The sequence below is a fragment of the Allosphingosinicella sp. genome, from assembly GCF_046295735.1.
In the GTDB taxonomy this organism is placed as follows: Bacteria; Pseudomonadota; Alphaproteobacteria; order Sphingomonadales; family Sphingomonadaceae; genus Allosphingosinicella.
In genome coordinates, this window is record NZ_JBKBMQ010000017.1 from 1 (window position 1) to 14,611 (window position 14,611).

Annotated in this window: 12 protein-coding genes; 5 read left to right on the plus strand and 7 right to left on the minus strand. The window is 70.5% G+C overall.

What is annotated here, in order from left to right; translation table 11 throughout:
* Positions 1-130: 130 nt before the first annotated feature.
* Together prmC and ACK4K7_RS14490 are read left to right on the plus strand one after the other, a co-directional pair.
* Positions 131-949 carry a peptide chain release factor N(5)-glutamine methyltransferase gene (gene prmC, locus ACK4K7_RS14485; RefSeq protein ID WP_431867177.1) on the plus strand — a complete coding sequence of 273 codons (819 nt, stop codon included), beginning with the start codon at positions 131-133 and terminating at the stop codon, positions 947-949.
* A 257-nt stretch (positions 950-1,206) separates the two neighbouring features.
* A complete protein-coding gene (locus ACK4K7_RS14490; protein WP_431867072.1) occupies positions 1,207-1,908 on the plus strand; it encodes a DUF4167 domain-containing protein in 702 nt (233 codons plus the stop codon).
* Positions 1,909-1,983: 75 nt separating this feature from the next.
* Here ACK4K7_RS14490 and ACK4K7_RS14495 read toward each other — a convergent pair whose 3' ends face one another.
* The 4 genes from ACK4K7_RS14495 to ACK4K7_RS14510 all read right to left on the minus strand — a co-directional run bounded on the left by ACK4K7_RS14495 (position 1,984) and on the right by ACK4K7_RS14510 (position 4,096).
* Positions 1,984-2,868 carry an LOG family protein gene (locus ACK4K7_RS14495; protein ID WP_431867074.1) on the minus strand — a complete coding sequence of 295 codons (885 nt, stop codon included), beginning with the start codon at positions 2,866-2,868 and terminating at the stop codon, positions 1,984-1,986.
* A gap of 10 nt (positions 2,869-2,878) precedes the next feature.
* On the minus strand, positions 2,879-3,532 hold the full coding sequence (locus tag ACK4K7_RS14500; protein WP_431867076.1) for an extensin family protein: 654 nt from the start codon (positions 3,530-3,532) through the stop codon (positions 2,879-2,881).
* A 110-nt stretch (positions 3,533-3,642) separates the two neighbouring features.
* Positions 3,643-3,918 (minus strand): type II toxin-antitoxin system RelE/ParE family toxin, encoded by a 276-nt coding sequence (locus ACK4K7_RS14505; protein WP_431867078.1) that lies wholly within the window; start codon positions 3,916-3,918, stop codon positions 3,643-3,645.
* Between the two features lies 1 nt (position 3,919).
* Positions 3,920-4,096, minus strand: a complete 177-nt coding sequence (locus ACK4K7_RS14510; RefSeq protein ID WP_431867080.1) for an antitoxin — start codon at positions 4,094-4,096, stop codon at positions 3,920-3,922.
* 156 nt (positions 4,097-4,252) lie between these two features.
* On the opposite strand from ACK4K7_RS14510, the gene ACK4K7_RS14515 reads away from it, so the two are divergent.
* Positions 4,253-5,443, plus strand: a complete 1,191-nt coding sequence (locus ACK4K7_RS14515; protein WP_431867081.1) for a phosphoserine transaminase — start codon at positions 4,253-4,255, stop codon at positions 5,441-5,443.
* 74 nt (positions 5,444-5,517) lie between these two features.
* Positions 5,518-7,095: a phosphoglycerate dehydrogenase gene (gene serA / locus ACK4K7_RS14520; RefSeq protein ID WP_431867083.1), complete on the plus strand. Its 1,578-nt coding sequence runs from the start codon at positions 5,518-5,520 to the stop codon at positions 7,093-7,095.
* Between the two features lie 6 nt (positions 7,096-7,101).
* On the opposite strand, the gene ACK4K7_RS14525 is transcribed toward serA, so the two are convergent.
* Genes ACK4K7_RS14525 through ACK4K7_RS14535 form a run of 3 tightly spaced genes read right to left on the minus strand, consistent with a single transcriptional unit; the run spans position 7,102 to position 10,927 of the window.
* Positions 7,102-8,667, minus strand: a complete 1,566-nt coding sequence (locus ACK4K7_RS14525) for a HAMP domain-containing sensor histidine kinase (protein ID WP_431867084.1) — start codon at positions 8,665-8,667, stop codon at positions 7,102-7,104.
* Positions 8,664-9,371, minus strand: a complete 708-nt coding sequence (locus ACK4K7_RS14530; protein ID WP_431867086.1) for a response regulator transcription factor — start codon at positions 9,369-9,371, stop codon at positions 8,664-8,666. Before ACK4K7_RS14530 ends, ACK4K7_RS14525 begins: the two co-directional genes overlap by 4 nt.
* Positions 9,372-9,382: 11 nt before the next feature.
* Positions 9,383-10,927, minus strand: coding sequence for a DUF4153 domain-containing protein (locus tag ACK4K7_RS14535; protein WP_431867088.1), 1,545 nt, complete (start codon positions 10,925-10,927; stop codon positions 9,383-9,385).
* A 156-nt stretch (positions 10,928-11,083) separates the two neighbouring features.
* Here ACK4K7_RS14535 and ACK4K7_RS14540 point away from each other — a divergent pair, with 156 nt between their 5' ends.
* Positions 11,084-14,245 carry a DEAD/DEAH box helicase gene (locus ACK4K7_RS14540; RefSeq protein WP_431867089.1) on the plus strand — a complete coding sequence of 1,054 codons (3,162 nt, stop codon included), beginning with the start codon at positions 11,084-11,086 and terminating at the stop codon, positions 14,243-14,245.
* Positions 14,246-14,611: the final 366 nt, after the last annotated feature.

Below are 14,611 nucleotides of genomic sequence, written 5' to 3' on the forward strand. Positions count from 1 at the left end.
CGATCCTCTGGCCGACATCACCAATGCGCGCCGTACGGCGGGTGGGGGGTTGGCCGGCTATTGGCTGCCGGCGAGCCGCCTCGAGGCCGAGCCCGAGGCGATCGCCGCCCGCCACGCGGAGTAGCGCCCGATCAAGGTCCGCGAAGCTCTCGGCGCCGCCGCGGCGCGTCTTGCCGGCGTCAGCGACACGCCGCGGCTCGATGCCGAGCTGCTGATGGCGCGCGCCCTCGGCACGGAGCGCGAGGCGCTGCTGTTGTCGCGTCTGGACGATCCGGCCCCGGACGCCTTCGGCCCGCTCCTCGACCGGCGGCTGGCGCATGAGCCGGTCGCCTATATCACCGGCCGCCGCGCCTTCTGGACGATCGACCTGGACGTCGCGCCCGGCGTCCTCATCCCGCGCGCCGACAGCGAGACGCTGATCGAGGCGGCGGTCGCGCATTTCGGGGGTACGAGGCCGACGCGGATCCTCGATCTCGGCACCGGGCCGGGCACGTTGCTGCTCGCCGCGCTCGACGAGTGGCCAGAGGCGACCGCCCTCGGCATCGACGCCTCCGTGGAAGCGCTCGCCATCGCGGAGGCGAATGCGGAGCGGCTCGGCCTCTCCGGCCGCGCCCGCTTCCGGCTCGGCGACTGGGGGGAAGGGGTGGACGAGCGGTTCGACCTCGTCCTGTGCAACCCGCCTTACGTGGAGGAGGAGGCCGCGCTCGATCCGCAGGTGCGCGACTGGGAGCCGGCGGGAGCGCTGTTCGCCGGGCCGGACGGGCTCGACGCCTATCGTCGCATCGCGCCGGGCCTCGGCCGGCTGCTGGTGCCGGGCGGCATCGCCTGCGTCGAGATCGGCGCCGGACAGGAGGCTGCGGTCGCGGCCCTGTTCGCCGCGCAGGGCTTCGCGGTGGCCGCGCGGCGGGACCTGGCGGGCATCGTCCGCGCATTGATGCTCCGTATTTGATCAGAGATAATTCTTTTCCTCTTGGATTTGGCAGCGGGGCTAGTTACATAGGGGGCAGGGATGGGGCCAGGCACAGCATAGAAGGCGTGAGGCTCCCATCGCGGACCCCCGATTGCTTATCGCTTCCAAAGCGATGTCAGCGTGAGGTGGCGGATGCCCAGCGGCATCCTCCCTCGGGACCGCGCTAAGTAACGGCCGGGACGGGCCCGGCCGCATGGAGTGGCACCAATAGGACCACGGTTGGCGAGGATTTTCGTTTGATCAACAATCGTCAGGGCGGCCGCAGGCGCGGTCGCGGCGGCGGCTCCCGTCCGCCCAGCAGTTCGCCCAACCAGGGCAACCGCCAGGACAATCGGCAGCGGGGCAATGCCGCCCAGCTTCTCGAAAAATACAAATCCATGGCGCGCGACGCGCAGATGCAGGGCGACCGCGTCCTCACCGAATATTATCTGCAGTTCGCCGACCATTATCACCGCGTGCTCAATGAAAGCCGGGCGCGCTACGAAGAGCACCGCCGTTCGCGCGACGACTTCGACAATGACGACGACGACGATCAGGAGGAGGCGAACGCCTCCGACCGGGACGATCGCGACGATCGGCAGGAGCGCTACGAGCGGAACGACCGGCAGGAGCGTGGACGCGGCAACCGCGACGACCGCGCCGCCCGCCCGGCCCGTGAGGACCGTCAGGCCCGCGAGGATCGCCCGGCCCGTGAAGAGCAGCCGGAGCGCGACGAGCGCGAGGAGCGCAACGGCGAAGCCCGCGAGGCGCGTCCGCGTCGTCCCCGCGCCCGCCGCGAGCGCGACGAGGACAGCGGCGGCGAGGAGCGGATTTCGCTCGAGGCGCTGCCGCCCGCCATCGCGCCGGTGGAAACGGCCGAGGAAGAGGCTCCCAAGCCGCGCCGCCGCACCCGCCGCCCGCGCGCCGAAGACGGCGAAGAGATCGCTCCCGCCGCCTGAGCGCGCTTCAGCCGCCGTTTCGGGCGGGCTTTAGAATAACGGAAGGCGGGGGCGCGATGCGCCTCCGCCTTTCGCTCATTTGGCGCAGTGCAGGTCTTCGTGCTCGGCGCCGTAATGGGCGCAGATGAGGTCCCAGGCCTCTTCCGCCGTCTCCACGGTCTGGAACAGGTTGAGGTCGTTGGGCGACACGGTGCCTTCCTCGACCAAAGCCTCGAAATTCACCACCCGGTTCCAGAAATCGTGTCCGAAGAACAGGATCGGGATCGGCTTCACCTTGCCGGTCTGGATGAGGGTGAGGAGTTCGAAGCATTCGTCGAACGTCCCGAACCCGCCCGGGAACACCGCGACGGCGCGGGCGCGCAGCAGGAAGTGCATCTTCCTGAGCGCGAAATAGTGGAATTGGAAGCTCAGCGACGGGGTGACAAAGGGATTGGGCAGCTGCTCGTGCGGCAGCACGATGTTGAGCCCGATCGATTCCCGCCCTTCGTCGCAGGCGCCGCGATTGGCCGCTTCCATGATCGACGGGCCGCCGCCGGAGCAGACCACGAACTGCTTCTTTCCGTCCTCGTCCTCCGGCACGCGGCTGCACATGCGCGCGAGCTTGCGCGCCTCGTCATAATATTTGGATTTCGCCTTCAGGCTCTCGGCGATGCGCCGCTGATGATCGGTGGAGGCGGCGGCGATCAGCGCGTCTGCCTTGTCGGGCTCCGGTATGCGGGCCGATCCGTAGAAGACGAAGGTCGACGCGATGTTCGCCTCGTCCAGCAGCAGCTCCGGCTTCAGCAGCTCGAGCTGGAAGCGCACGGGGCGCAGGTCCGGCCGCAGCAGGAAGTCCATGTCCTGGAAGGCAAGGCGATAGGCCTCATGCTCCGTCTGCGGAGAAGAGGTAGCGTGGGCGGCGATTTCGGCCTCTTCGCGGGCCGGGTGGAAGACGCGCTTCGGTGGTACGGGTTTGTCCATGGCGGCCCCTTTAGCGGCAATATGGGCCGCGTCCCATGTCGAAATGAAAATGATCGCGGTGGGCGGCGTCGCCGTCCGGTCCGATCCCGACGTTGAAGCGGCGGCACCCGCCCTGGAAGGCGGCGCGCAGGAATTGCCGCACCCGCTCGTCGGGCGAGTTCCACCCGTCGAGCACCGTGATGCGCCGCCCGTCGGCGGTGGTGAAGGCGGCGACGTCGACCGCGTTGGCGAAGGCATGTTCGCTCAGGCGCGCGCCCTCGCGATTGTTTACGGGCCGGCAGGCATAGGTGCCGAAGCTCTCGATCCGCCGCACCGGACTTCCGAGCCATTGCTGGGCGGCCGGCTGGAGCGATTCACGCGTCCAGCGCGCGAACTGGCGGGCGAGCGGGCAGGTCATCGCGCCGAGATTGGTCACCGGCGTGCCGATGTCGGTCAGCTGCACCGCGCCGATCGCCATGCAGCCGCCCTCGAAGGTGCGGTCGGGAAGCTGGCGGAACTCGACCTCCTCGCGCCGTAGATCGGCGATGCACTGGCGCGTCGCCGGATCCTCGGACGCCTGGCGCCCCGCCGGCGGCTGGACGGCGCCGGGGATCCGGGGCGGGGTCACCCGCGGGATGCAGGCGGCAAGCAACAGCAGCAAGGTCAGGGAGATAAGCCAACGCACGCCTCATCCTGCCGCGCTCCGACTCGCCCGGTCAAGCGCTTCGGCAGGTCGCGCCCCTTCTCCTCGCTGCTTGCCGAGAGAGGGGAAGGGCGGAGCGGCTGCCGCGCGGCCTAATCCTCCTGCTCCTGCGCGCCGTGGCGGATGCGCAGGATGATGACCTCATCGCGCTCCACGCGGTAGCGCAGAATATAGGGCCACACGATCGTCATCTCCCGCCGTCCGCCGCCCGCGTCGCGGCCCCGATCAGAGAAATAAGAGAGGCGGTCGGCCAACTCGATCAGACGCTGCGCGAGCCGCGAGGCTGCGGCGGGATTGAAGGCGGAGACATAATCGCGGATCGCCTCGAGGTTCGCGACCGCTTCCTCGGTCCAGACGATCCGCCGCAAATCAGTCCCCGGCGCGGGGTCGCGGCAGCTTCTTGTCGCCGGCCCAAGACCCCAGCCAGCGCTTCACCGCGCTATGGCCCACCAGCCGCCCGGCACGCACGTCCTCCTCCGCGCGCGCGTCGGCTTCGGCCTCGGAGCGCGGGTCGGACGTGTCGAAAAGCCCGGGTTCGATCTTCATCGCCCCATCCTACATCCGGCGCGGTCCGCAGGCAAAGCGGAAAGCTCGGGGACCTGCATCGACGCGCCGCCGTTGACACCGCATCCCCATCCTTTATCCCCGTCGGCGGGCCACGCCGTCCCAACGCGGCGCGTGCTCTCTGGAAGGAGAGAGACATTGACGAACGACATTGCCGGCGCGGCCGGTGCCACCGCGCATCCCCAAAAGCCGGGAATCCGCCCAAAACGACCGCATTTCTCATCGGGCCCCTGCGCCAAGCCGCCCGGCTGGTCGCCGGAGCATCTCGCGCTCGGCTCGCTCGGCCGCTCGCACCGGTCGAAGCAGGGCAAGGCCAGGCTCGGCTACGCCATCGAACTCACGCGCAAGATACTGGAGGTGCCGGCGACGCACCGCATCGGCATCGTGCCCGCCTCCGACACCGGCGCCATGGAAATGGCGATGTGGTCGATGCTCGGCGCCCGGCCGGTGACGATGCTCGCCTGGGAAAGCTTCGGCGAAGGCTGGGTGACCGACGTGGTCAAGCAGCTGAAGCTCGACGCGACCGTGCTGAAGGCGCCTTATGGCGAGATCGTCGATCTCTCCGCCGTCGATTTCGCGACCGACGTCGTGTTCACCTGGAACGGCACCACGTCGGGCGTGCGGGTGCCGGACGGCGATTGGATCGCGGCGGACCGCGCCGGCCTCACCTTCGCCGACGCGACCTCGGCCGTCTTCGCCCAGCCGGTCGACTGGGACAAGGTCGATGTCGCGACCTTCAGCTGGCAGAAGGTGCTGGGCGGGGAGGGCGGCCACGGCGTCCTCATCCTCTCGCCGCGCGCGGTCGAGCGGCTCGAAAGCTACAGCCCGCCCTGGCCGCTGCCCAAGATTTTCCGGATGACGAAAAGCGGCAAGCTCATCGAAGGCATCTTCAAGGGCGAGACGATCAACACGCCCTCGATGCTGGCGGTGGAGGATTATGTGTGGGCGCTGGAATGGGCGCAGGGCCTCGGCGGCCTGCCCGCGCTGATCGCCCGCGCCGACGCCAACGCCGCCGCGCTCGACGAATGGGTGGCGCGCACGCCCTGGGTCGCGCACCTCGCCGCCGATCCGGCCACCCGCTCCAACACCAGCGTCTGCCTCAAATTCGCGGACGACGTGGTGGCGGGTCTGGACGAGGCGGGACAGGCCGCGCTCGTCAAGGAGATGGCGGGACTGCTCGAGATCGAAGGAGCGGCGTTCGACGTCGCCTCCTACCGCGACGCGCCGCCGGGCCTGCGCGTCTGGTGCGGCGCCACCGTCGAGACCGAGGATGTCGAGCGGCTCGGCCCCTGGCTCGACTGGGCTTTCCACGAAGCGCGCAGCCGCTAGCGCCGCTCCGAACGCGGCCGGTTTCTTTCAGATGTTGAGGTTCCGGCCTTCGCCGGGACGACGGAGTTCCCCAAATGCCCAAAGTGCTGATTTCCGACAAGATGGACCCCAAGGCGGCCGAGATCTTCCGCCAGAACGGCGTGGAGGTGGACGAGCGGCCCGGCCTGTCGAAGGACGAGCTCAAGGCCATCATCGGCGACTATGACGGCCTCGCCATCCGCTCGGCCACCAAGGTGACGCGCGACCTGCTGGAGGCGGCGACCAATCTCAAGGTCGTCGGGCGGGCCGGCATCGGCGTCGACAATGTCGACATCCCCGCCGCCTCCGCCAAGGGCGTGGTCGTGATGAACACGCCGTTCGGCAACTCGATCACCACCGCGGAGCACGCCATCGCCCTGATGTTCGCCCTCGCCCGCGAACTGCCGCAGGCCGATGCCTCGACCCAGGCGGGCAAATGGGAGAAGAACCGCTTCATGGGGGTCGAGCTCACCTCCAAGACGCTCGGCCTGATCGGCTGCGGCAATATCGGCTCGATCGTCGCCGAGCGCGCGCTGGGCCTCAGGATGAAGGTGGTCGCCTTCGACCCCTTCCTGACCGAGGAGCGGGCGCTCGACCTCGGCGTCGAGAAGGTGGAGCTGGACGAGCTTCTCGCCCGCGCCGATTTCATCACGCTCCACACGCCGCTCACCGACCAGACCCGCAACATCCTGTCCCGCGAAAATCTGGCGAAGACGAAGAAGGGCGTGCGCATCATCAACTGCGCGCGCGGCGGGCTGATCGACGAGGCGGCGCTGAAGGAGATGCTGGAGGCGGGCCATGTCGCCGGCGCCGCGCTCGACGTGTTCGTCGAGGAGCCGGCCAAGCAGAGCCCGCTGTTCGGCACGGCCGGCTTCATCGCCACCCCCCATCTCGGCGCCTCCACCACCGAGGCGCAGGTCAATGTCGCGATCCAGGTGGCCGAGCAGATGTCGGACTATCTGATGCGCGGCGGCGTCACCAACGCGCTCAACATGCCCAGCCTGTCGGCCGAGGAGGCGCCGAAGCTCCGGCCCTATATGGAGCTTGCCGAGAAGCTCGGTTCGCTGGTCGGCCAGCTGGAGGGCAAGCGCGCTCTGGGCGTCGCGGTCGAAGTCGAAGGCGCGGCGGCGGCCCTGAACCAGAAGCCGATCACTGGCGCGGTGCTGGCCGGGCTGATGCGCGTCTATTCGGACACGGTGAACATGGTGAACGCGCCCTTCCTCGCGAAGGAGCGCGGCCTCGACGTGCGCGAGATCCGCCACGACCGCGAGGGCGACTATCACACCCTGGTGCGGGTCACCGTCACCACCGAGGAAGGAGAGCAATCCGTCGCCGGGACCCTGTTCGGCAATTCGGCGCCGCGCCTCGTCGACATGTTCGGCATAAAGGTGGAGGCGGAACTGCGCGGCGAGATGATCTACATCGTCAACGAGGACGCGCCCGGCTTCATCGGCCGGCTCGGCACCACTTTGGGCGAGGCCGGGGTGAATATCGGCACCTTCCATCTCGGCCGACGCGCCGCCGGGGACGAGGCGGTCGCTCTGGTGTCGGTGGACAACCATGTCGAGCCGGCGGTGGTGGAGACGATCCGCGCCATCGCGGGCGTGCGCCGGGTGAAGCCGCTCCGCTTCTGAGCCGCGTCAGGCGGCCGGGAGGGTCAGCCGGAAGCGCGCGCCGCGTTCCGAGGCCAGCAGCGCGATGTCGCCGCCGCTGGCGTCGAGCAGCGAGCGGGCGATGGCGAGGCCGAGACCGGTTCCGCCCGCCGCGCGGCGGCTGGTGAAGAAGGGCTCGAAGATCCGCTCCCGGTCCGCGGGGGCGATGCCGGGTCCGTCGTCCTGCGTCTCCACCAGGATGGCGCCGTCCTCGGCCCGCGCGGCGATGCGGACGCGGCGGGCGCCGGCATGGCGGCTGTTCTCGACGAGGCTCGACAGCACCGCCTCCAGCGCCGCTTCAGGGCAGGCGGCGCGGGGGAGCTCGGGCGGCAGATCGATATCGATGTCGAAGGCCGGCGTCCGCTGCGCGTCGGCGACCCGGCGGATCGGCAGCGCGACGTCGACCGCCGTGCCCGCCTCCGGCCGCGCCATGTCGGCCCGGGCGAGGTCGAGCAGCCGGGTGAGAAGGTGCGACAGCCGCTCCGCATCGGCCATCGCATTGGCGAGGAAGGTCTGCCGCTCTCGCTCGTCCATCGTGGCATGATGGTCCTGGATGAGCTCGATCGCGCCGCGGATGCCGGCCAGCGGCGTCTTGAATTCGTGGCTCACCGAATGGGCGAAGTCGCGAAGATAGCGGGAACGCCGCTCGATCGCCGCCGCCATGTCGCGAAAGTCGGCGTAGAGCGCCTGGATCTCGATCGCGGCGGTCGGCGGCGGATCGGGGACCCGGCCGCGGCCGCGCGCCACTTCGCGCGTCGCGCCGCTCAGCGCCTCGATCGGCCGGGCGATGCCCCGCGACAGGAGGCCGCTCAGCAGGACGAGCGTGGCGAAGATGGCGAGGATGCCGATCGCGATCTTGCCCCTGTCCTCGTACATGCCGCGGAACAGCGCGCGGGCGGAGCGGGAGAGGAGGAGCACGCCCACCACCTCGCCGTCCACCGTCACCGGCCGCGCGTGATGGACGCGGATCGCGGCGGCGCGGCTCAGCCATTCGAACCAGTAGACCTGGCGGTAGGCGCCGTTGCGGCGGAGCACGGTTTCGGTGCCGCCGGCCAGTGCCGCCCGCACCTCGGGAAGGGCGGCGAAGCTGCCGCCCGTGCCCGCGGGGATCAGGATGTCCCCCCGCCCGTCGAGGAGGATGATCGAGGCGGCGGTCGTCTGCCGCGTATGCGCCAGGATCGGCGCCAGCCGCGTGGCCGCTTCCGCCGCTCGCGGCGGCGGCGGGGCGGCGGCGCGGGACGGCGCCGGCCGTTCGGGGAGGATCGGCGTGGCGTTGAGGTCGATGCTCGGCGGCTCCGGCGCCACATCCTCCGCGGCGACGGCGCCGAGCGGGGGGGCGTCCGGCCACAAGGCGGACGCGGTCGCCGCCAGCGCCGCGCTCTGCGCGATCAGCTCCGCCTCGGTCTGGCGGACGAGCGTGTTCTCGTAGACGCGCAGGAACACCGCGCCCACGCCCGGCAGGGCCGCGACGAACAGCAGGGTCGCGAGCAGGATGGTGCGCAGCCGAAGCCTCGGCCAGCGGCGCCTGACCAGCGCCTTCAGCCGCTCGATCACCCGGCCCCGCCCGCGCAGGCGCCGATCCGATAGCCGACGCCGGCGCGCGTCTCGACGATGTCGCTGCCGCCGGCCTGCGCGAATTTGGCGCGCAGGTTCCGGACATGGCTGTCCACCGTCCGGTCGGTCAGAGCGAAGCCCGGTCCGCGCACCCGGTCGATGATCGCGTCGCGGGTGAAGATCTTGCCCGGCATCGACGCCAGCGTTCTGAGGATGGTGAATTCGGTCACGGTCAACGGCACTTCGCTGCCCGCCCATTCCGCCCGCCAGCCGTCGGGATCGAGGCTGAGCAGGCCGTGCCGGATGGCGGGGCGGTTCTCCTCCGCCGCGGGCGGGCGGGCGGCGGTGCGCCGCAGGATCGCCATCGCCCGCGCCACGACCTCCCGCGGGCTGAAGGGTTTCACGACATAATCGTCGGCGCCGAGCTCGATGCCGAGCACCCGGTCGATCTCGTCGTCGCGCGAGGAGAGGAAGAGGATCGGAAGGTCGCCCGCCGCCCGGAGCCGCCGGCACACCTCCAGCCCGTCCATCTGCGGCATGTTGATGTCGAGGATGACGAGATCGGGGCCGTGCGCGTCCACCTGGGTCAGCGCCGCCTCGCCGTCGGCGGCCTCGATCGTGTCGAGCCCGGCCTTGCCCAGCGCGAAGACGAGAAGCTGGCGGATGTGGGGATCGTCGTCGACGATCAGGATGGTGCGGGGCATGGGGCATTGGATCATTGTTGCGGCGCCTGCGTCAACGGGTCTGGCGGCGGCGGAGGCGGCGGTTCGTAGGGAAAACCTTCGCAGTCCCGCCCGTATTTCGCGTCAACGGGTCCCCGGGGGTTCGGACCGAGCACGGCTTGCGCGGCGGCGAGACGGCGCTGGCCCCGCCACGTCCAGTTGCGCCAATCGGACTGCCAATAGGCGAGCCGGTCCATATGCTCGTACCGGACGGATGCGATGCGGTCGCGCAGCCGGGGGTCGGCGGTCGCCACTTCGAGCCGCGCGAGCGACACCAAAGCCGACGGGCCGAGCCCGCGGAGATAGCACAGGTCGAGCTCCGCGCCGCTGCCGTCCACCTCGCGGGCATGGCGAGTGTTCCAGGCGGCGGCGACCGACCCGAGATCGACCGCCGAGGCCGTGGCGAGCACCAGAGCGGCGGCGAGGGCGTTGGCGTTGATGAGCCAGCGCGCGCTCCGGCCCCGCAGCAGGCGCCAGCAGATGAGCGCCAGCCCGGTCGCGACCAGCGCCATCCACAGCAGCGCGGAGATGCGAAGGACGGTGAGCGAATACGCGTCGATATAGTCGATCGTGCGCAGGATGCTGGACGCGACCAGGAAGATGTTCTGCCCGACCCAGGCAACGACCAGCCATCGCACCAGCGGACGCGCCGCGGTATCGCTGCCGGGGCGGAGCGCGACCAGCACGAACAGCCCTGCGAGCAAGGCGGTGACGATCAGCGGATAGGCGCCGCGATGCGCATAGTCCGCCAGCGTCATGCCCTGCGGCAGCCGCGCTCCGCTCCACAGGAACAGGATGTCGAGCAGGTTCTGGACCGCGAAGACGAGATTGAAGACGACGAGCGACAGGACGATGCTTTGCGGCGTGAAGCGCGGCAGGAAGCGGCTCGGCGGAGTCTCGGGACCCTCCTCATCCGCTGCCCGGAGCATCCGGGTAACGAACGGCCGCGGCCGCAGGCTCATCCAGACGGCGCCGAACACGAATGCCCAGAAGGCGATACGGACCGGGTGAAGCCAGGGCAGCCGAACCGCGTCCAGCGCCTGATCGATCACCGGATTGGCTGCGGCGAACAGCCACAAGAAGATGATCGTCCCGACCACCGGCGGCAGCAGCAGGCGCAGCGCGGCGCTCAAGCTGAAGCGGCTGCCGCGGCTTCCGGCGCGCCGCATGCTTCTCACTTCGTCCGGCAACGCAACGAGCATGGTGGGGCCGTGGAGGACCAGGCGGGCCGCCCAGTTCAGCGCGTCGTCGAAGCGGCGGCGCGGCAGCAGGGCGGCCAGCGACAAGGCGGTCCAGAACAGAACCCAGCCGAGCAGGCTCGGATCGTCGGTCAGGATCAGCGCGAAGCCGATCGCGGCGACCGCCGCCGTCCGCGCCGCGCGGCCGTGCCGGACGGCGGGCACGGTGAGAATCAGGACCAGCGCCCAGAGCAGCGCGAACAGGCCCAGCGTCGATCCGATCTTCAGATCGACGAAGAAGATGTCGGCGGCGGCGACAAGGCCGACGGCCGCGAGGAGCTTGAGGGGCAGGCGTGGCATGCGGGTCTCCGATGTTCGGGTCGCTCATCTCCCGCCGCGGTCCAGCGGCGGCGGAGCCGCCGGTCGAGTTTCGAAGGAGCGGCGTGCAGAAGCCGTGCAGGCGGAACGCCGCCCGCGCGGCGACGTTTGACTGCTTCCATTTCCCAAGGTTTCCCAATGGATGAACAGGAAGGAGGCGCGGCCGGGGGCACGCGCCACGCGCCGCTCGGTCCGACCGTCGCGCGGCTCTGCGTCGCCCTTCAGGATGGGGACGTGATCGCCGTCGCTTGCGGCGAAGGCCGCGCCGAGGCGATCGCGCGGGCGATGGAGAAGCTGTGCGATGCCCAGGTCCTGTGGTGCCCTCCGCCCGATTCGCTGCCGGGCGAAGCCGCGCCGTCCTCGCCTGCGGTCGCCGGCCGCCGGGCCGCCGCTCTGGGGGCGATCCATCGGCGCGACGGGCGGCCGGTCCTGCTCGTCACCGAAGCGACAGCGGCGACGCAGAAGGTCGCGCCGTCCGCCGCGTTCGCCGACCCGCCGCGCCTGCTGCGGCGGGGCGATCCGCTCGACGGCGAAGCGCTGGCGGCCGATCTGGAAGCGCTCGGCTATTTTCGCGACGATCGGGTGGACGAGCCCGGCGAGATGGCGGTTCGCGCCCAGACGATCGACATCTTCCCCGCCGCCGCGGAGGAGCCGTTCCGCATCCATCTGGAGGACGGACGGATCGCGGAGATCACCGGCTACGATCCGCTCACCCAGCTCGGCCATGACGAGGAACTGGAAGACCTCGTCATCGGTCCGGCCATGGAGCCGCCGCCCGGAGGAGAGGCGGTCACCCTGTTCGACCATTTGCCCGATGCGGCGGTCGCGATCGATCCGGAGACGATCGAGCGCCGCGACAGCTTCCTCGACCTTGCCGAGGAAGCCGGCGGCGACAGGGCCAGGGCGCTGCTCGTCCGGCCGGGGGAGTGGCGGTCGGCGCTTGCCGGCCGAGGCCGGGTCGATCTCGCGGTGAACGGCGAGCAAGCAGGCCCCCGCTTCGCCGAGGCCAGGCGTCCCGACCGCGCCTTTCTCGCCGCGCTGAAGCAGGCGCGGGCGGAGGGGCGGCGGGTGCTGATCGCCGGATCGCCGCGCGATGTCCGCTTCTTCTCGCGCCGACTGGAACAGCGGATCGGCGAGGCGCCGCGCTCCGTCTCCGGCTGGGCCGAAGTGCGCGAAGCGGAGCCGGGCGCGCTGCTCGCCGCCGCCGTCGATCTGGAGCGCGGCTGGAGCGAGGAGGGGCTCACCGTCTTCGCCACCGCCGACGTGCTCGGCAGCCGCGCGGCCGAAATCGCCTCCGGCGCCCGCGTCGATCCGCTGACGGAGGAGGCGACCGACTTCCGGATCGGCGACGCCGTCATCCACGAGGACCATGGGCTCGCCGTGCTGCGCGGGCTCGAACGGGTACCGTCGGGCGACGGCGAGAGCGACGCCGTTCGCCTCGAACATGCCGGCGGCTCGCGCCGGCTGGTGCCGGTCGAGGAGGCCGACCGGCTGTGGCGCTATGGCGCGGATCCGGAGGCGGTGACGCTAGACCGGCTCGACGGCGCGAGCTGGGAGAAGAGGCGGGCCGAACTGGACGAAGCGATCGCGGAGACCGCCCGCCAGCTGATCCGCCTCGCCGCCGAACGTGCCGAGCGGACCGCGCCGGTGCTGGAGCCGCCGCCCGCCGACTATGAGCGGTTCGTCGCCGGCTTCCTCTTCTCGGAAACGGCGGATCAGGCGCGCGCGATCGAGGCGGTGCGCGCCGACCTGGCGTCCGGACGGCCGATGGACCGCCTGGTGGTTGGCGACGTCGGCTACGGGAAGACGGAAGTCGCGCTCCGCGCCGCCGCCATCGCGGCCCTCGCCGGGCGGCAGGTCGCTTTGGTGGCGCCGACGACCGTGCTGGTGCGCCAGCATCTGGAAGTCTTCCGCCGCCGCTTCCGCCGTCTCGGCGTCAAGGTCGCCGCCTTGTCGCGCCTGTCCTCCGCCGCCGAGGCGCGGGAGGTGAAGAAGGGGCTGGCCGACGGCAGCGTCAGAATCGTCGTCGGCACGAAGATGCTCGCCGGCAAGACGGTCGCCTTCGCCGATCTCGGCCTCGTCATCGTGGACGAGGAGCAAAGGTTCGGCGTCGCCGACAAGGCGAAGCTGCGCGCGCTCGCCGGAGACGGGCACGTTCTCACCCTCACCGCGACGCCGATCCCGAGGACGCTGCAGAGCGCGCTGGTGGGCCTGCAGGACCTGTCGCTGATCACCACGCCGCCCGCCCGGCGGCTGCCGAGCCGGACGCAGCTCGCCGGCTTCGCGCCCGATCTCGTCAAGGGCGCGCTGCTGCGCGAGCGGCGGCGCGGCGGGCAGAGCTTCGTCGTCGTTCCCCGCATCGAGCAGATGGCGCCGATGGCCGAGCAGCTGACCCGGCTCGTCCCGTCGTTGCGGCTGCGCCAGGCGCACGGCAAGATGGCGCCGGCCGAGATCGACGAGGAGATGATCCGCTTTTCCGCGGGCGACGGCGACGTGCTGCTCGCCACCAACATCATCGAGGCCGGGCTCGACATCCCCCGGGCAAACACGATGCTGGTCGCGCAGGCGGACCGGTTCGGGCTCGCCCAGCTCCACCAGCTGCGCGGGCGGGTGGGGCGGGGGCGCAGCCGCGGCCATTTCCTGCTGCTGACCGAGGAGGGTGCGGAGATCGCGCCCGCCACCCTGAAACGCCTCCGCACGATGGAGGCGCTGGACCAGCTCGGCGCCGGCTTCGCGATCAGCGCCCGCGATCTCGACCTGCGCGGCGCCGGCGAACTGCTCGGCGAGGAGCAGGCCGGCCATATGAAGCTGATCGGGATCGGCCTCTACCAGCACCTGCTGGAACAGGCGATCCGCGCGGCGCGCGGCGATCCCGCCGAACATTGGCTGCCCGAACTCAATCTCGGCGCGGCCGGACGGCTGCCGGAGGACTGGATCCCGGAGGAGGAGGTGCGGATCAACCTCTACGCCCGCATCGCGCGCCTCGATTCGGCGGCGGCGCACGACGCGCTGCGCGACGAGCTCGAAGACCGGTTCGGCACCTTGCCCGCCGAAGCGGAGACGCTTCTCGCCGCCGCGGAGCTCCGACGGCTGGCGCGCGAGGCGCGGATCGCCCGCATCGACGCGGGCCCCGCGGCGATCGCCTTCACGCCGCGACCCGATTTCGCCGGCGACGCGAAGGCGGCGGGGCTGGAGGAGAAAGACGGCCGGCTGCTGCTGCGTGAGGCGATCGAGGCACCGGGGGACCGCTTCGCACGGGTCGCTTCGCTGGTCGAGGCGCTGTCCGGACAAGCGGCCTGAGTCGGTCCCGCATCCAGATTTGGGACAGGCGCCCGCCCGCCCGCCCGATTCTCTATTCGAGCGCCTCTCGGACGCTACTTCAAAAGCAAGGATTCTGAATACGTTACTTAAGCGTTCCAGAAACTGGTTTACGAGCCGTTAACGCGGCAGTATCTTCCTGATTACCGGACCCGTTTCCGGAAAGGGAGGAATGAAACATGAAGAAGCAGATCAAGGTGGTCGAACTGACCCAGAAGGAAATCAAGGCGGTTGCCGGCGGCACCCGCGAAGGCAACACCGCGATCCGCGGCTGAGGCCAATCGGGCCGGCGGCCGGAATCCGGCCGTCGGTCCATCCACATCGGGTGTCGCCTGGCGCCAAATGTCT

Bases quoted from the DNA above. Each gene is read 5' to 3' on its own strand.
- ACK4K7_RS14495 (WP_431867074.1), bottom strand. From the start codon at position 2,868: ATGGACAAACCCGTACCACCGAAGCGCGTCTTCCACCCGGCCCGCGAA.
- ACK4K7_RS14510 (WP_431867080.1), bottom strand. From the start codon at position 4,096: ATGAAGATCGAACCCGGGCTTTTCGACACGTCCGACCCGCGCTCCGAG.
- serA (WP_431867083.1), top strand. From the start codon at position 5,518: ATGCCCAAAGTGCTGATTTCCGACAAGATGGACCCCAAGGCGGCCGAG.
- ACK4K7_RS14530 (WP_431867086.1), bottom strand. From the start codon at position 9,371: ATGCCCCGCACCATCCTGATCGTCGACGACGATCCCCACATCCGCCAG.
- ACK4K7_RS14535 (WP_431867088.1), bottom strand. From the start codon at position 10,927: ATGCCACGCCTGCCCCTCAAGCTCCTCGCGGCCGTCGGCCTTGTCGCC.
- ACK4K7_RS14540 (WP_431867089.1), top strand. From the start codon at position 11,084: ATGGATGAACAGGAAGGAGGCGCGGCCGGGGGCACGCGCCACGCGCCG.